This window comes from Streptomyces sp. CB02923, assembly GCF_001905005.1.
Lineage (GTDB): Bacteria > Actinomycetota > Actinomycetes > Streptomycetales > Streptomycetaceae > Streptomyces.
The window spans coordinates 413,199-429,138 of the sequence record NZ_LWKZ01000027.1; the positions used below are offsets into that span (position 1 = coordinate 413,199).

Consider the following 15,940-nt stretch of genomic DNA (forward strand, 5'->3'; position numbering starts at 1 on the left):
CAAGGTGACACGGGCCGGCTTCACAGTGGAACGCGCAGCGCCTCGTCGATCAGATCGGCAGCTTCGTCGGTGGCGGAACCTCCGGTTTCGGCCAGGTGCTCGCGCACCGCCCGCAGCCGGTCCCGTAACCGCTGCGACTCCATTCCCCGCGCCTGTTCGGTCATCTGCGCGGCGTTGGCCACAGCCTGGTCCGCGTCCCCTTGGCGCAGCTCGATATGGGTGAGCATGGCCAGCCGGTGGACCCGGCCCCGGTCGTGCGCGGGGGTGTCGACGGCGGCGTCCGCGTGGGCCCGGGCGGCACGCAGGTCCCCCAGGCTCAGCAGCGCCTCCGCCACTTGGACGTTCACCAGGCCCGGCTGGACGTAATCCGTTTCGTCGGGTTCCTGACCGGGGCGGATGCGCTCGGCCGCCGCCTCCGCACGCCGGATGCAGGAGAGCGCGCTCGCGCCGTCCCCCAGGCGTGCGTACGCCTTGGCCTGCATCGCGTAGAGATCCGCCGCGAGCGCCGGGGTGATCTGCGGCCCCGCCGTGCGCAGGGCCGCCTCCGCGAAGGCGACCGCCTGACGGTACTCCCGTACGAACAGGGACTGGTTGACCAGCAGCGCGATGATGTACGCACCGAGCCCCCGGTCCCCGCTCGCCTTGGCCAGCCGCAGCGCCTGATGGAAGTAGCGCTGGGCCAGCCCCAGGGCGTCCGAGTCGTACGCACAGATTCCCGCGACGGCCACCAGTCCGCCGGTGGCCCGGTGGAGCTGACGCCCCGTCGCGTCGGTGTAACTGCCGCGCAGCAGCGGCGCCGCCTCGGTGTTGAGGAATCCCACGACCCGCGTTCTCGTCGCGATACCACCCGCCTTCCGGTACATCTGCTCGTAGTGCGTACGCGCCGCGCGGAGCATTTCGATGTCCGCCATGGAGACCCTGGTCAGGCCGTCCCGGGACACGTCGGAGTCCTCGGGCGGGTTCTCCCACTCCCATACGGGGATGACCGCCGAGGTGCCGGTGAGCGCGGGGGCGGACAGCACATGGGGGCGCTGCTGCTCGTCGGACCGCCACAGCGCGGTGGCCCGCTCCACGAATCCGGAGAGCGGGGTGTCCGGGACGCGGCGCACTCCCGGACGGCTCAGTCCGATGTCGTCGAGTCCCACGGCCCGGTGCAGCCGCTCGCCGAGGACCTCGCAGATCAGGTCGGGCACCTGGCCCCGCGGCCGCTGGCCCTTCAACCACCGGGCGACGGCCGTGTGTTCGTAGCGCAGCGCGAGTCCGCGCTGCCGTCCGAGCTGGTTGACGTGCTGCGCCAGCCCGGCATGCGAGATGCCTGCCTCGTCGAGAATCGCGTCGAGCAGGCTGTTGGGCTCCATGGTGCCCTCCTGACGGGGTCGTCCCGCCCCCCGGCCGGGACGACCGCCCGTAGACTTGTCGACTCAACAACCCTTTGAGATCAGCGTAATGAAGCGGCCTTCACACGGGGTGCGAACCGGCCGCGCCGCCCTTCACTCCGCCCGCCCCGCCCGGACGCGCCCGCGCGCCAGGGCCGCCGCGTCCGCCTGGGCGGGTACCCGCAGGCGGTCGTTGCACAGCACCAGCAGCGCCACGTCGTCGGACAGCCGTCCGCCGCAGTGCCGCAGCAGCGCGGTCCGCACCCCTTCCACCACCCCGGAGGCGCGGCAGTCCCGGACCGACCGGACGCTGTCGTCCAGCGCCCGCGGCAGCGGGAAGAACACCCCGCCGGCGTCCCGCGCGTCCGTCGCCCCGTCCGTGTGCAGGAAGAGCGCCTGGCCGGGCAGCAGCGGCGGGCGGTCCACCGCGGGCAGGTCGGCGGGCAGCGGGAAGAGTCCGAGCGGCGGCATCGGTTCGCCGGGCGCGTCCGGCAGCGCGCCCTCGCGGCTGAGCCGGTACGGCCAGGGGTGCCCGCAGTTCAGGGCCCGTACGGAGCCGTCCCGGGCGATCTCCACCAGCAGCACCGTCACGAACTCCTCGGACAGCGGGCTCTCCGGCTCCCCGCCGCCCGCCGACGGGTGCTCCGCGCGCGCCCGGTCCCGCAGATGCCGCTGGAGCGCACGCTCCAGGCGCCGGAGCACACCGCCCAGCTCCGGCTCGTCGTGGGCCGCCTCCCGGAAGCTGCCGAGCATCGCGCCGACCGTGCCCATGGCGCCGAGGCCGTGGCCGCGCACGTCGCCGATGACGACCCGTACGCCGTGCCGTGACGCCACGACGTCGTACAGGTCGCCGCCGACCGACGCCGCCTCGTCCGCCGCGAGGTGGTCGGCGGCGACCACGATGCCGCCCACGCGCGGGGGCAGCGGGCGCAGCAGCACCCGCTGCGCGGCGGTGGCGACTTCCTTCGTGCGCTCCAGCTCCCGCAGCAGGCGCAGGCGCCGCCCGGCGGTGAGGTAGCTGGCGGCGACGATCACGAGGACGGCGCAGCACGTGCCGACGCGGGTGAGGGCGTGCACACCGGGGGTCGCCCCGAAGGGCAGCAGTGCGAGCAGCGCGCACAGGCCGCCGAGGACGACGCACTGACGCCGGCCGGTGCCGGCGCAGGCTATCGCGGGGGCCGCGGCGAGGAGCTGGAGGAACTGGCCCTTGGCGGGGGTGCACAGCTCCCAGGCCAGCACGCCGAGCACCCACAGGCCGGGCAGCACGAGGACGAAGGCCCGCCGGGCCCGCTCGGCCCGCGGTCGCGCCGCGGCCCGCCGCGCCCAGGATCGGATCATGCCGATGCTCCCCCCAGCAACCATCGAGGCGGTCGGCCCGGCCCTTGCCCCGCGGCAGACCCTCTGTCTGAGCAAGCCGCATCGTCCGGTGACGATTCTTGCGACCGGTTGTGGTCAAACGGACACTTTGCGCGCTGATCTCACCCGATCGGGTGAAGGCGGGGGAAATGCGCCGGGGCCCGGTGACGAACCTCAGGTTCGTCACCGGGCCCCGGCGGGATGCCCGCGTGGATCAGGCGCCGCGCAGCACCGCGCCCGTCCTCTCGACCGCGGTGGCGACCGCCGCGTCACGGGCGGCGGACGCCTCGTCGGCGGTCAGCGTGCGGTCGGGCGCACGGAAGCGCAGGGCGTAGGCCAGGGACTTCTTGCCCTCGCCCACCTGCTCACCGGTGAACACGTCGAACAGCCGCAGCGATTCGAGCAGGTCGCCCGCGCCGGAGCGCAGCGACGCCTCCACCTCGGCCGCCGGGACCGACGCGTCCACGATCAGCGCGACGTCCTGGGTGGCGACCGGGAAGGTGGAGATCCTCGGCGCCTGGACGACGCCCAGACCGGCCCGCTCCAGGCGGTCCAGGTCGATCTCCATCGCGCAGGTGCGCTCCGGCAGGCCGAGCGCCTTGGTGACGCGCGGGTGCAGCTCACCGGCGTTGCCGACGAGCACCTCCTCGCCGTCGGTCACGGCGAGCAGCGCCGCGCAGCGGCCCGGGTGGAAGGGCGCGTGCTGGTCCTGGCGCACGATCAGCTCGACGCCCGCCTCGCGCGCCACGGTACGGCCCGCCTCGACGGCGTCCGCCCAGGTGGCCGGGCGGCCCTTGCCCCACCAGCCGTCCTGCTCGCGGGCACCGGCGAGCACCACGGCGACACGGCGCGGCTGCTCGGGCAGCGCGGCGTCCAGCGCGGCGATCTCCTCGTCGGTCGGACGGCGGTCGACGGGCAGCCGCACGGCCGGCTTCTCGTCACCGGTCGGCCGGAAGACCAGGCCGGTCTCGAAGAGCGCGAGATCGTGCGACCCGCGGCCGTCGTTGCGCCGCAGCGCGGTGAGCAGGCCGGGGAGCAGCGTCGTACGGAGCAGCGGCTCCTCGTCCGAGAGCGGGTTGACCAGTCGCACGGTCCGGCGGCGGGGGTCGTCTTCGTCGAGGCCGAGCTGGTCGAGCACCGTCTCGCCGATGAACGGGTAGTTCAGCGCCTCGACGTAGCCGGCGCCGGCCAGCGCGCGGCCGACCCTGCGGTGCAGCCGCTGACGCTCCGTCAGGCCCCGCCCGGCGGGCGGCTTCGGCAGCGTGGAGGGCAGGTTCTCGTAGCCCTCCAGACGGATGACCTCTTCGGCCAGGTCGTTCGGGTCGGTCAGGTCGGGCCGCCAGGACGGCACGGTCACGACCAGCTCGTCCTGCCCGCCCGTCTCCCGGCCACCGCCCCTCAACGACGCGTTCCACGCGGCAGTATTTCCATACACGTCGCAGCCCACCTGCTGGAGACGCCGTACGACGGTCTCGCGGCCGTACGTGACGCCCGCGACGCGGTCCGGGTGGTCCGCGCTCACGGTGATCGTGCGCGGCCCGCTGGGCGAGACGACCTCGGTGACACCGGCCTCGGCGGTGCCGCCCGCGAGCAGCACCAGCAGGTCGACGGTGCGCTGCGCCGCGGCGGACGCGGCCTGCGGGTCGACGCCGCGCTCGAAGCGCTTGGACGCCTCGGAGGTCAGCCGGTGCCGGCGGGCGGTGCGGGCGATGGAGACCGCGTCGAAGTGCGCGGCCTCGATCACGACGTCGGTGGTACCGGCGATCACGCCGGTCTCCGGGTCGGCCACCGCGTCCGCGATCTCCGTGTTGGCGCCGCCCATGACACCCGCGAGGCCGATGGGGCCGCGGTTGTCGGTGATGACCAGGTCGCCGTCGTCCAGGACGCGCTGGGTGCCGTCCAGGGTCGTCAGCTTCTCGCCGGGCTCCGCGCGGCGCACGCCGATCGTGCCGTCCACGCGGGAGCGGTCGTAGGCGTGCAGCGGCTGGCCGAGCTCCAGCATCACGTAGTTGGTGACGTCCACGGCGAGCGAGATCGGGCGCATCCCGGCCTTCTGCAGACGGCGCCGCAGCCAGATCGGGGAGCGTGCCTCCGGGTCCAGCCCGACGACGGTACGGGCCGTGAAGCGGTCGCAGCCCATCGGGTCGGCGACCTTGACCGGGTAGCCGTAGGAGTTCGGCGGGGGCACGTCCAGCAGCGCGGGGTCGCGCAGCGGCAGGCCGTAGGCGATGGCCGCCTCGCGGGCGATGCCGCGCAGGGACAGGCAGTCGCCGCGGTTGGCGGTGACGGCGATGTCCAGGACCTCGTCGACGAGCTGGAGCAGCTCGATGGCGTCGGTGCCGGGCTCGTACTCCGGCGGCAGCACGATGATGCCATCAGTACCGTCATCGCCCATGCCCAGCTCGTCGCCCGAGCAGATCATGCCGTGCGAGACCTTGCCGTACGTCTTGCGCGCGGCGATCTTGAAGTCGCCGGGCAGGGTGGCGCCGGGGAGCACCACGACGACCTTGTCGCCGACCGCGAAGTTGCGCGCGCCGCAGACGATCTCCTGCGGCTCGCCCGAACCGTTGGCCTGCCCGACGTCGACCGTGCAGAAGCGGATCGGCTTCTTGAAGCCCTCCAGCTCCTCGATGGTCAGGACCTTGCCGACGACCAGGGGGCCTTCGAGGCCGGCGCCCAGCTGCTCGACGGTCTCGACCTCCAGACCGGTGGCGACGAGTTTGGCCTGTACGTCGCGGCCGGACTCGCCGGCCGGCAGGTCGACGTACTCCCGCAGCCAGGAAAGCGGGACCCGCATCAGATCTCCATCCCGAAAGGCCGGGTGAACCGGACGTCACCCTCGACCATGTCTCGCATGTCCTCGACGTTGTGGCGGAACATCAGCATCCGCTCGATGCCGAACCCGAAGGCGAATCCGCTGTACTTCTCCGGGTCGACGCCGCAGGCCACCAGCACCCGCGGGTTGACCATGCCGCAGCCGCCCAGCTCGATCCAGCCCTCGCTGGAGCAGGTGCGGCAGGGGCGCTCCGGGTTGCCGACGGAGGCGCCGCGGCAGACGTAGCAGACCATGTCCATCTCGGCGGACGGCTCGGTGAACGGGAAGTAGTTCGGCCGCAGCCGGGTCTGCATCCCCTCGCCGAAGAGCGACTCGACCATGTGGTCCAGGGTGCCCTTGAGGTCCGCCATGGTCAGGCCCTCGTCGATGGCGAGCAGCTCGACCTGCGAGAACACCGGGGTGTGGGTGGCGTCCAGCTCGTCGGTGCGGTAGACGCGGCCGGGGCAGACCACGTACAGCGGCGGCTCGCGGTCGAGCATCGACCGGATCTGCACGGGCGAGGTGTGGGTACGCAGCACCACACCGGACTGGTCGGACTCCGTCGCGGCGTTCTCGACGAAGAACGTGTCGTGCGTCGTGCGGGCCGGGTGGTCCGGCGAGAGGTTCAGGGCGTCGAAGTTCAGCCACTCCGACTCGACCTCGGGGCCCTCGGCGACCTCGTAGCCCATGGCCACGAAGACGTCCTCGATCCGCTCGGAGAGGGTGGTGAGCGGGTGCCGGGCGCCGGAGCGGGCGCGGTCGTACGGCAGTGTGACGTCCACCGCCTCCTCGACCAGCACCCGGGCGTCGCGCTCCGCCTCCAGCTCTTCCTGGCGCTTCTTGAGCGCCTGGCCGACCTGGCCGCGCGCCTGGCCGACGCGCTTGCCCGCGTCGGCCTTGGCCTGCGGCGGCAGTGCGCCGATCTCGCGGTTGGCCAGCGCCAGCGGCGAGGTGCCGCCGGTCTGCGCGACCTTCACCTCGTGGAGCTCCTGGAGGTCACCGGCGGCGGCGATGGCGGCGAGCGCCTCGTCCCGCATGCGGGCGATCTCTTCCGGTTTCAGGGCCTCGACCTCGACAGGGTCGTACGACTTATTGGGTGCGGACATCTCTTCCCGTGCTTCCGATGGGCTTGGCGCGCGGCTTGCCCCCGACGTGTGCAGTGCCAAAGGTGCCAAAGGTGCAGTCTACGGGGCAGGGCGGCCGCGCCTCATCCGAGCCCCGACGGGGAGGAGCCCGCCGGGCACCGCTCAGGCCATGAAGGCCGGCGTCCCGACGGGCAGGCTAAATCGGAACAGGGCGCCGCCGGCGGGCGCCCGGCCGACCGTGATCGTGCCGCCGTGGGCCTCGACGATGCCCTTGACGATGTAGAGGCCCAGGCCGGTGCCGCCGCGCTTGCTGCCCCGCCAGAAGCGGGTGAAGACGCGGCTCATCGACTCCTCGGGAATGCCGGGGCCCTCGTCGCTCACGGTGACGCTCGTCCCTTCCGCTCCGGAGCCGCTCGATACCGGTCCTACCTCGATGGTGACGGTTCCCGCACCGTGCCGCACCGCATTTTCCAGCAGGTTTCCCAGCACCTGGTCGACCTTGTCCGGGTCCGCCCACAGATCGGGCAGCGGTTCGATCATCCGGATCAGGAAGCGGTCGGGCAGCTGCCCCGCCGTCGTCTGCGCCTGGACGTGCCGGCGTACGGCGGAGACCATGTCCACCCGCTGGCGGCGCACCTCCAGGCGGCCCGAGTCGATACGGGAGATGTCCAGAAGTTCGGCGATGAGCCGGGTGACGCGGTTGGCGTCCGCGTCCACGGTCTCCAGCATCAGGCGCTTCTGGTCGTCGGTGAAGCGCTCCCACTTCTGGAGCAGGGTGGCGGTGAAGCCCTTCACGGAGGTGAGCGGCGAGCGCAGCTCGTGGGCGACGGTGGCGATCAGCTCGGCGTGGCTCAGCTCGGTGCGGCGCCGCGCCTCGGTGCCGCGCAGCGTGACGACCAGGCGCCGGACGGGGCCGGTGGGGCGGCTGCGCACGTACCGCGCGCAGACCAGCACCTCACGGCCGCCGAGCAGCAGGTTGCGCTCCGGCTGGCCGCTGCGGATCGCCAGTCCCCCGTACGGGTCGGTCAGCTGCCACCAGCGGCGGCCCTCGATGTCCTGGAGCGGTAACGCCTTCTCCAGCGGCCTGCCCAGCGCGTCGTTCGGGTCGATCGCGGTGATCCGGGCCGCGGCGGCGTTGAAGCAGATCACCCGGCCGGTCTCGTCGGCGACGACCAGGCCGTCCGGCAGGTCGTCCGGGTCGGGCCCGGCGCCGGCGGGACCGGCGCCGAGGGGCACGGGGCCGTCATCCGGACAGGGCTCGGCAGCGACCGTCGTACCGGATGCCCTCGCACTCATCCCGCTACCCCCTTCCGGTCCCCCGGGCACGCAACCCTACTAGTCGCGGGAGGCGGAGCGGGACCCTCCGGTGGTGCGCTGGGCGCGGGCCGAGGCGTACAGGCAGACGGCGGCGGCCGTGGCCAGGTTGAGGCTCTCGGCCTTGCCGTGGATGGGTACGCGCACCACGGCGTCCGCCAGTGCGCGGGTCTCCTCCGGCAGGCCCCACGCCTCGTTGCCGAACACCCAGGCCGTCGGGCCGCTCATGGTGCCCGCGTCCAGCTCGGCGTCCAGGTCGTCGGCGCCCGCGCCGTCGGCCGCCACGATGCGTACGCCGGCGTCCCGCAGCCCGCCGACGACCTGCTCGACCGGTACGCCCACGGCGACCGGGAGGTGGAAGAGCGAGCCGACGGAGGCGCGTACCGACTTGGGGTTGTACAGGTCCACGGAGGCGTCGGTCAGCACCACCGCGTCGGCGCCCGCGGCGTCCGCGCAGCGCAGTACGGTGCCGGCGTTGCCGGGGTCGCGGACGTTGGCGAGTACCGCGACCAGCTTCGGCCGGGCGGCCAGGATCTCCTCGAAGGGCGAGTCCAGGAACCGGCAGACCCCGATCAGGCCCTGCGGGGTGACGGTCTGGGAGAGCTCGGCGATGGTCGCGTCGTCGGCGAAGTGGACCGGCACACCGGCCGCCCGCACCGCGGCCACGATCTCCGGGTGCCGCTCGGCGGCCTCCGGGGTGGCGAACAGCTCGACGAGTGTGCGCTCGCCGCCGGAGCGGTGCTCGACGGCTTCGCGTACGGCCTGCGGGCCCTCGGCGATGAACCGGCGCTCCTTGCCGCGGAAGTTGCGGCGGGCCAGCCGCCGGGCGGCGGCGACGCGTGCGGAACGCGGGGAGATCAACTCGGGGGTGCCCATGGGCGGCGGCTCACTTCTTCGGGTGTCTGGGGGCGTGCAGAAAGCGCCGGACCCGCAGGCCGTGGCCTGCGGGTCCGTGACAAACGTGCCTCAGGCCGTGGTTCAGGCGGCCTTCGGGGCGTTGACGTCGCTCGGCAGCGCCTTCTGGGCCACCTCGACCAGCGCGGCGAACGCGTTGGCGTCGTTGACCGCGAGGTCGGCCAGGATCTTGCGGTCCACCTCGACGTTGGCGGCCTTGAGACCCTGCACGAAGCGGTTGTAGGTCATGCCGTTGGCGCGGGCAGCGGCGTTGATGCGCTGGATCCACAGCTGACGGAAGTCGCCCTTGCGCTTCTTGCGGTCGTTGTAGTTGTAGACGAGGGAGTGGGTGACCTGCTCCTTCGCCTTGCGGTAGAGGCGGGAACGCTGGCCGCGGTAGCCGCTGGCCTGCTCGAGGATCGCCCGGCGCTTCTTGTGGGCGTTGACTGCCCGCTTGACGCGTGCCACTTGTTAACTCCTTGTAGCGGGGCCGTGGTTGTCTTCACACGGCCCGAATCGAATGGGTCCCGGTCCAGGTCCTGTGCCGCGCCGCGGGGGCATGGCGGCCAGGACTTACTTGCCGAGAAGCTTCTTGATCTTCGCGGCGTCGCCCGGGGCCATCTCGGCGTTGCCGCTGAGGCGACGCGTCACGCGGGACGACTTGTGCTCGAGCAGGTGGCGCTTGCCGGCGCGCTCACGCATCACCTTGCCGGAACCGGTGACCTTGAAGCGCTTGCTGGCACCGCTGTGCGTCTTGTTCTTCGGCATGCGCCGTTCTCTCCTCTTGGATGGCGCCCCCACCGGTCCGGGGACCGGCGCCCGGGGGCGTCAGATGTATCGGTTGGTATCCGGGGCGGACCCTGGCGTACTCCGGGGCTCGCGCCCTGGATCACGCCTCGGCGGGCTCCTCGGCGGGCTCCTCGACGTCCTGCTCGTGCTCGTGAGCAAGACCCTGGCGCTCCGCCTTGCGGGCAGCCTGCGCCTCGCGGGCCTCGGCCATCGCCTCGGTCTTCTTCTTGTGCGGACCGAGGACCATGATCATGTTGCGGCCGTCCTGCTTGGGGTTCGACTCGATGAACCCCAGGTCCTGGACGTCCTCCGCGAGACGCTGCAGCAGTCGGAAGCCCAGCTCGGGGCGGGACTGCTCGCGACCACGGAACATGATCGTGATCTTGACCTTGTCACCCTGCTTGAGGAACCGGACGACGTGACCCTTTTTGGTGTCGTAGTCGTGCGGGTCGATCTTCGGCCGGAGCTTCATCTCCTTGATGACCGTGTGCGCCTGGTTCTTGCGCGCCTCACGGGCCTTCATGGCCGACTCGTACTTGAACTTTCCGTAGTCCATGAGCTTGCAGACCGGCGGACGGGCGTTCGCCGCCACCTCGACCAGGTCGAGGTCGTACTCCTGCGCAAGCTCCAGGGCTTTGGCAAGCGGCACAATGCCGACCTGCTCGCCACTGGGACCGACGAGTCGCACCTCAGGGACGCGAATCCGGTCGTTGATGCGGGGCTCGGCGCTGATGGATCCTCCTCGGTAGCACCACGCGACGGCCTGGCGGACTGCCGCGTAACGTCTGTTTCGATGTGACCAACCGCGCCGGAAAACGAAAAACGCCCCGGACGGGACACAGGCGGGGCTCCTCAATGGATCAGGAGCACCGCCGCGATGTCATCGCGGGGCGCAGCCGGACCGTTGACCCGCCGACCGTGAGGTCGGTTCGGGTGGGAGATCGGAGCCTCCACTTGTGGGTCGGGCACGTCAGTACTCGACCGGTCGGATTCCCAGAATACACGAGCCGAGGGGCGGGACCCACCCGGCCGCGGCCGCCCCATAAGGTTGGGCCGATCCCCTGAGCAGGAAGTGAAGCGCGAGCCATGAGTGACCAGACCCCGCAGCAGCCCGGACCGGCGGACCCGGGCGGCCCCGCCGCCCCCGTGAACCCGGACTTCGACTCCATGACCCGCGACATCGCGGACGTACCGGCCGTCGAGGTGATCACCACGGTCGCCGTGCACCTGATGTCCTCGGCCGCGGTCAACCTCGGGCTCGCCGAGGAGGGCGCCGACCACAAGGACCTCGACGAGGCGCGCAAGCTCATCCAGGCGCTGGCCGGGCTGGTCACGGCCAGCGCGACCGAGATCGGCTCGTACCACGCCGCGCCGCTGCGGGACGGGCTGAAGTCCCTCCAGCTCGCCTTCCGCGAGGCGTCCCTCGTGCCGGACGAGCCGGGGCAGGGGCCGGGCGAGAAGTTCACGGGGCCGGTGTACGGGTAGCCCGTACCGGGCGCTTCGGCGTGGGGCGTGCCCGTGCGGGGCGCCCGTGCCGGGCGCGTAGGGGTGCGGGGCGCCGTACCGGGCGCGTAGGGGTGCGGGGCGCCGTACCGGGCGCGTAGGGGTGCGGGGCGCCGTACCGGGCGCGTAGGGGTGCGGGTGGGGCGTGTGTCCCGTACGCAGCCCTGGCTGTGACCCCGGGGGTCGCCCGGCGCGCAGGTGAGAGGGCCGCTCCCGGCCGGGGGCGGCCCTGCTGTTTGGCTGCGCCGTGGGGCTTCTGCTCTGTGGGCGGGTGCCGTGGGGTGTCCGGGCGTCCCGTTAGACCGCGGACCGTTCGTCCGCGACCAGCTTGGGCTCCTGGGGCGGGTGGGTGATCTGGTGCACCACCGCGGCCAGCGCGCCGCCGATCAGCGGCGCGACGATGAACAGCCACAGCTGCGACAGCGCGCCGCCGCCCGCGAACAGGGCCGGGCCGATGCTGCGGGCCGGGTTCACGGATGTACCGGTGAGCGGGATGCCGACGAGGTGCACGACCGCCAGCGCCATGCCGATCGGCAGGCCGTCGAAGCCGACCACCGCCACCTTGTGCGTGACCGCCAGCACCACGAACACCAGCAGGAACGTCAGCACGATCTCGGCCACGAAGGCGCCGCCGAGGTTGATGTGCACGGCGGACCGGTCGCCCCACCCGTTCGACCCGAAGGCCTCACTCGTCTTCAGGCCCGGCACCTGCTTGGCGACCAGGAACAGCAGCGCCGCGCCGACGATGCCGCCCAGCAGCTGGGCGATCCAGTACTCGGCCGCCGCACGGGGCGTGATGCGGCGGGCCAGCAGCATGCCGAGCGTCACCGCCGGGTTGAGATGGCTGCCCGAGATCGGGCCGAGCGCGTATGCCAGGGCCAACAGGGTGAAGCCGAATGCCAGGGCGATGCCGAAGGTTCCGATGTACTCGCCGGCCAGCACCGCGGAGCCGACGGCGAAGAACACCAGGAGCAGCGTCCCGAGGAACTCGGATACGACCGTGCGGGTCTCCGTTGTCGTCTCCATGGGGCCTCCTCGCGCGGATCTTGCTCTCTCCTCGCATTGTGAGGCCCGTCACGGGGATCCGCCTGTCGGTGGCGTCCGGGACCGCCGGGTCAGCGCGTGTAGAAGGGTTCGCCGGCGCTTTCGGAGCCGGGCGGCAGCAGGGCCAGGTCGAGGCCGCGTACGAGCCGGGAGCGCAGCGTCTCGTCGGCGGCCAGCGCCTCGGCCAGGCGCTGTGCGACGGCGGCGGGCGTGGCGTCCGGCGCGAGACCGAGGGCCAGGGTCGCGTCGGCCTCCGCCGAGGGATCCAGGCGGGCGGCCAGTACGTCCGGCTCGGCGGCCAGCAGGGTCCGCAGCGCGTCGGTGACGGCCGGGTCCTCGCGCGGGTCGGTGCTCTCCCGGCCCTCCGCGAGGGCGCGCAGCGCGGCACCGGTGAGCTGGTACGTCGCCGGGCCCGCCAGGTCGATGACGACGGTGTCCGCCTTCTCGTGGGCGGCGGCGAGCAGGGCCTGCCGCAGCGGTACGGCCACCGGGCGGGCGTCCGGGCGCCAGCGGTGCAGCGTCTCCATGGACGTGAAGGCGGGCAGCGCGCGGCGGCCGTCGGGGGCCTGCAGCGTCGGCACGGCCATGTCGCTGGTCTTCTCCCGCTTCAGGCCGTCCGGGCCGGTCTCCACCTCGCCGAGGACGGCGACGACCGGTACGAGGAGCCGGGCCCGGCTCAGCAGCGGGAGGAGCCGGTTCTCGGTCTCGGCGGTCCGGGCCTGGGAGTGGGCCGTCAGGGCGGCCGTCAGTTCCGGGTCGGCGGTGCCGTCGTCGTCGGAGAAGTCCGAGGTGGGGATGTTCTTGAGCACGGGTTGAGCGTAGCGGCTGGGCCCTTTGGGCCCGGGATTGGGCCGGTCGGTACCGGTTCGCTTTTGGCTGCCGGTCGCCTGCGGCGGGCCTGGCCGGATTGTCGGTGGCGGTTCGCCCTCGGGTGCGGTTCGCCTGCGGCGGGCCTGGCCGGTTCGTCGGTGCCGGTTCGCCTTCGGGTGCGGAGCCGTTGCGCCTGCGGCGGGCTGTGGCCGCTGCGCGGGGCTGTCTGGTTCGGGGGCGGGCCTGCGCGGCAGGCCGCTCCGGCCCGCCCCCTTCCGTGGGAAGGGTGGGGAGGAGGGTGCGTGGTTCTGGAGGTAGGGGGCTGGGTGCGGCGCCGTTGGGGTCGGGACCGGGTCGGTGAGGGGGTGGGTGCGGCGCCGTTGTGGCCGGGACCGGGTCGGTTCGTGGGTCTGTGCTGGTTATTAGTTGTGGCGTTTGCGCCACAGGAGGGCTGAGGTGGTGATGAGGGCTATGCCTGCTGCGGCGGCGGTCCAGGGGAGCCAGGTGGTGTCGGGGGTGGTCGTGTCGGCGGCGGGGCCGGTGCCGAAGTACGCCTTGCCGTAGGCGGCTGTTTCGGGTTTCTGGGGGGTCGGTTCGAGGGCGGCGCCCTTTTCGATGGCGGCTGCCGGGTCGGCCATGCCGGCGCCCAGTTCGTCGTTGCGGCCGCCCTCGGGGGTGTCCTGTGCGGTGTCGGTGAGGAGCTTCTTGATCTGGGCGGGGCTGAGGTCCGGGTGTGCGGCGCGGATCAGTGCCACCGCGCCGGAGACGAAGGCGGACGCGGCGCTGGTGCCCCAGCCCTCGTAGTACTTGCGGTCCGGGTTGGCGATGACGACCCCGACGCCGGGTGCGCAGACCGTGGCGTACCAGCGGCGGGTGGAGAAGTTGGCGCGGGAGCCCCACTGGTCGACGGCGGTCACGGCGATCACGCCGGGGTAGGCGGCGGGGTAGGAGACGTGGTCGCCGTCCTTGCCGCCGTTGCCGGCCGAGGCGATGACCGGGACGCCCTTGCTCAGGGCGTACTGGATGGCGGCGTCCTCGCGGGGTTCGGGGTGCGCGGAGCTGCTGTCGTCGCCGAGGGACAGGTTGATCACGTCGACGCCGTGGTCGGCGGCCCAGCGGATGCCGTCGGCGAGGGCGCCGGCGCGTTCGCTGCGGGCGCGCCGGCGCTCGGGGTCGCTGTCTTCGAGGATCACGCGGACGGGGAGGATGCGCGCCTCGGGGGCGACGCCGATGACGCCGTCGGACCGGTCGGCGCCGTGGCCGTGGCCTGCGATGATGCCGGACATGGCGGTGCCGTGCTCCGCCCAGGAGCTGTCGCCGGGGGCCGCTCCGAAGCCGACCAGGTCGTTGGCGGGCAGGACCTGGCCCTGGAGGTCGGGGTGGTTGGCGTCGACGCCGGTGTCCAGGACGGCGACGGTGATGCCGTCGCCCTTGGTGGTCTCCCATGCCTCCTCGGTGTGCATGGCCTTCAGTGCCCATTCCTGGGCGCGTATGCCGTCGGCGTGGGCGGGCAGGGCGGGCAGCACGGCCAGCGCGGCGGCGGACAGCGCGACGCCCGCTGCGCGCAGCAGGGGCCTGGTCATGGCGTCTCCGTGGTTCCCTTGGCGGCCTGCTTGCGGAAGGTCTGCTCGATCCGCTCGGTGACGGCTTTCGCGTCGTGGCCCAGTCCGGCTTCGGCGGGGGCGGTGGTGGCGCCGGTGCGGGTGGCTTCGGCGGCGGGCTGCGGGTCGTCCACGGGGCGGCCGTCGGCGAAGCCGGAGACGGCGTAGACGACGACGGGCAGGTCGTCGAGGACGCGGATGCTCCAGCTGGCGCGCTGGGCGGGCCCGAAGTCCGCTGCGGGGGTGCCCTTGGCGGCGTACGGGCGGGGCATCAGGTCCGTACGGGTGTCCAGGTGCTCCGTGGCGAAGCGGCGGCGCAGGTCCGTCATCGCGGTGCGGTCGGCCTTGGTGGAGACGGCGCCGACGGTGACGAGGTTGGTGCGGGTGGCGTCGACGTAGGTGGCGCGTACCAGGCGGTTGCAGCCCACCGGTGCGAGTGCCTTGGCCAGCAGCGGGTCGAAGGCGTCCGCGCAGCCGCTTTCGGGGGCGACGGCGGCGCGGAACCAGGTGCGGTCGGCGCCGCCGGGGCCGGTGCCCAGGCCGTTGACGGTGCGGGGGAAGAGCGTGTCGACGGGGGCGCTGTGCCAGACCTCGCGGCCCTGGGCGAAGACGGCTTCGGCGGCGGGGCTGCCGTCGGCGTCGCCGGCGAGCCAGGTGCCAGCGGCGGCGCCCGCGACGAGGCCGAGGCCCAGTACGAGTCCGGCGGCCGCGAGTGCGCTGCGCCGGGGGCCTCCGGTGGCGTACGGCGGGGCCGCGGGGGCCGGTGGTGCGAGCGGGCGTCCGGTGGGGGGCGGTGCGCTCTCGGCGGGTGGCCGGGTGGGCCGGGGCGGGGTGGGTGTGCCGTCCGGGTGTGCGTCGCCGGGGCCGTTCCAGAGGGCTTCGCTGTTGGCGAGGTGGAAGGCGGCGGTGTCGCGGGGTGTGGCGGAACGGTCCGCCGGGGTCTGGGCGGGGGCGGGCACGGCGTCCGTACGGGGCGGGGCCTGGGCGGGGATCGGCGCGGGCGTGGCGTCCGTACGGGCCGGGGCGTGGGCGGGGCGGGGCGGGATGGTGTCCGGGGGCGGGCCGCCTGCGGGGGTGGGCGGCGCGGCCGTACGGGGCGGGGCGGTGGCCGGGCCCGGGGCGGGTGCGGCGGGCGGCATGGGGCCGGGGCCGGGTGTCGCGGGCTTTTCCGGCGGGACGGGGCGCAGGACGGCGGTCTGCGGGTCCTCGGCGGGCGGTGCGGGTACCTGCGGAGCCCGGGGCGGGGTGCGGGGAAGGCGATGCGCGTCGGCGAAATCGGCTTCGGTGCTCACCCGCGCTCCCCCTCGCGCCCTGTGTTCCCCGCCCGCCAGGCAATCGGGGCAGGGTGGTCCG

14 protein-coding genes are annotated in these 15,940 nt (G+C 73.3%); 1 reads left to right on the forward strand and 13 read right to left on the reverse strand.

The genetic code is table 11. The features are described from left to right. Nucleotides 1-20 precede the first annotated feature (20 nt). From A6A06_RS36765 to infC, 9 genes are all read right to left on the reverse strand, one after another. Nucleotides 21-1,358, reverse strand: coding sequence for a transcriptional regulator (locus tag A6A06_RS36765; protein ID WP_073767844.1), 1,338 nt, complete (start codon nucleotides 1,356-1,358; stop codon nucleotides 21-23). A 132-nt stretch (nucleotides 1,359-1,490) separates the two neighbouring features. Further along, a complete protein-coding gene (locus A6A06_RS36770; RefSeq protein ID WP_073767845.1) occupies nucleotides 1,491-2,714 on the reverse strand; it encodes a PP2C family protein-serine/threonine phosphatase in 1,224 nt (407 codons plus the stop codon). 232 nt (nucleotides 2,715-2,946) lie between these two features. Continuing rightward, entirely contained in the window at nucleotides 2,947-5,529 is a 2,583-nt protein-coding gene (gene pheT / locus A6A06_RS36775) for a phenylalanine--tRNA ligase subunit beta (RefSeq protein ID WP_073767846.1), read from the reverse strand. Then, entirely contained in the window at nucleotides 5,529-6,653 is a 1,125-nt protein-coding gene (gene pheS, locus A6A06_RS36780; RefSeq protein ID WP_073767847.1) for a phenylalanine--tRNA ligase subunit alpha, read from the reverse strand. The genes pheT and pheS overlap by 1 nt, the downstream gene beginning before the upstream one ends. A 141-nt stretch (nucleotides 6,654-6,794) precedes the next feature. Beyond that, the gene (locus A6A06_RS36785; protein ID WP_073767849.1) at nucleotides 6,795-7,928 is read right to left on the reverse strand and encodes a sensor histidine kinase; all 1,134 of its coding nucleotides are present in this window, start codon (nucleotides 7,926-7,928) and stop codon (nucleotides 6,795-6,797) included. A gap of 39 nt (nucleotides 7,929-7,967) precedes the next feature. Continuing rightward, nucleotides 7,968-8,822 (reverse strand): TrmH family RNA methyltransferase, encoded by an 855-nt coding sequence (locus tag A6A06_RS36790; RefSeq protein WP_073767851.1) that lies wholly within the window; start codon nucleotides 8,820-8,822, stop codon nucleotides 7,968-7,970. A gap of 102 nt (nucleotides 8,823-8,924) precedes the next feature. Further along, the gene (rplT, locus tag A6A06_RS36795; protein ID WP_073767853.1) at nucleotides 8,925-9,308 is read right to left on the reverse strand and encodes a 50S ribosomal protein L20; all 384 of its coding nucleotides are present in this window, start codon (nucleotides 9,306-9,308) and stop codon (nucleotides 8,925-8,927) included. Nucleotides 9,309-9,413: 105 nt separating this feature from the next. Then, nucleotides 9,414-9,608 (reverse strand): 50S ribosomal protein L35, encoded by a 195-nt coding sequence (gene rpmI, locus A6A06_RS36800; protein WP_073767855.1) that lies wholly within the window; start codon nucleotides 9,606-9,608, stop codon nucleotides 9,414-9,416. 121 nt (nucleotides 9,609-9,729) lie between these two features. After that, nucleotides 9,730-10,362, reverse strand: coding sequence for a translation initiation factor IF-3 (gene infC / locus A6A06_RS36805; RefSeq protein WP_073768361.1), 633 nt, complete (start codon nucleotides 10,360-10,362; stop codon nucleotides 9,730-9,732). Between the two features lie 353 nt (nucleotides 10,363-10,715). Here infC and A6A06_RS36810 point away from each other — a divergent pair, with 353 nt between their 5' ends. After that, on the forward strand, nucleotides 10,716-11,114 hold the full coding sequence (locus tag A6A06_RS36810; RefSeq protein WP_073767857.1) for a DUF1844 domain-containing protein: 399 nt from the start codon (nucleotides 10,716-10,718) through the stop codon (nucleotides 11,112-11,114). Between the two features lie 315 nt (nucleotides 11,115-11,429). Here A6A06_RS36810 and A6A06_RS36815 read toward each other — a convergent pair whose 3' ends face one another. From A6A06_RS36815 to A6A06_RS43655, 4 genes are all read right to left on the reverse strand, one after another. Then, nucleotides 11,430-12,158, reverse strand: coding sequence for an MIP family channel protein (locus A6A06_RS36815; protein ID WP_073767859.1), 729 nt, complete (start codon nucleotides 12,156-12,158; stop codon nucleotides 11,430-11,432). 89 nt (nucleotides 12,159-12,247) lie between these two features. Next, nucleotides 12,248-12,985: an SseB family protein gene (locus A6A06_RS36820; RefSeq protein ID WP_073767860.1), complete on the reverse strand. Its 738-nt coding sequence runs from the start codon at nucleotides 12,983-12,985 to the stop codon at nucleotides 12,248-12,250. A 423-nt stretch (nucleotides 12,986-13,408) separates the two neighbouring features. Continuing rightward, entirely contained in the window at nucleotides 13,409-14,569 is a 1,161-nt protein-coding gene (gene mycP, locus A6A06_RS36825; protein ID WP_073767862.1) for a type VII secretion-associated serine protease mycosin, read from the reverse strand. Further along, complete coding sequence (locus A6A06_RS43655; RefSeq protein ID WP_274535911.1) at nucleotides 14,566-15,879, reverse strand: hypothetical protein; 1,314 nt, start codon at nucleotides 15,877-15,879, stop codon at nucleotides 14,566-14,568. The genes mycP and A6A06_RS43655 overlap by 4 nt, the downstream gene beginning before the upstream one ends. Nucleotides 15,880-15,940 lie beyond the last annotated feature (61 nt).

Bases quoted from the DNA above. Each gene is read 5' to 3' on its own strand.
- A6A06_RS36765 (WP_073767844.1), bottom strand. From the start codon at position 1,358: ATGGAGCCCAACAGCCTGCTCGACGCGATTCTCGACGAGGCAGGCATC.
- A6A06_RS36770 (WP_073767845.1), bottom strand. From the start codon at position 2,714: ATGATCCGATCCTGGGCGCGGCGGGCCGCGGCGCGACCGCGGGCCGAG.
- pheT (WP_073767846.1), bottom strand. From the start codon at position 5,529: ATGCGGGTCCCGCTTTCCTGGCTGCGGGAGTACGTCGACCTGCCGGCC.
- pheS (WP_073767847.1), bottom strand. From the start codon at position 6,653: ATGTCCGCACCCAATAAGTCGTACGACCCTGTCGAGGTCGAGGCCCTG.
- A6A06_RS36785 (WP_073767849.1), bottom strand. From the start codon at position 7,928: ATGAGTGCGAGGGCATCCGGTACGACGGTCGCTGCCGAGCCCTGTCCG.
- A6A06_RS36790 (WP_073767851.1), bottom strand. From the start codon at position 8,822: ATGGGCACCCCCGAGTTGATCTCCCCGCGTTCCGCACGCGTCGCCGCC.
- rpmI (WP_073767855.1), bottom strand. From the start codon at position 9,608: ATGCCGAAGAACAAGACGCACAGCGGTGCCAGCAAGCGCTTCAAGGTC.
- A6A06_RS36810 (WP_073767857.1), top strand. From the start codon at position 10,716: ATGAGTGACCAGACCCCGCAGCAGCCCGGACCGGCGGACCCGGGCGGC.
- A6A06_RS36815 (WP_073767859.1), bottom strand. From the start codon at position 12,158: ATGGAGACGACAACGGAGACCCGCACGGTCGTATCCGAGTTCCTCGGG.
- mycP (WP_073767862.1), bottom strand. From the start codon at position 14,569: ATGACCAGGCCCCTGCTGCGCGCAGCGGGCGTCGCGCTGTCCGCCGCC.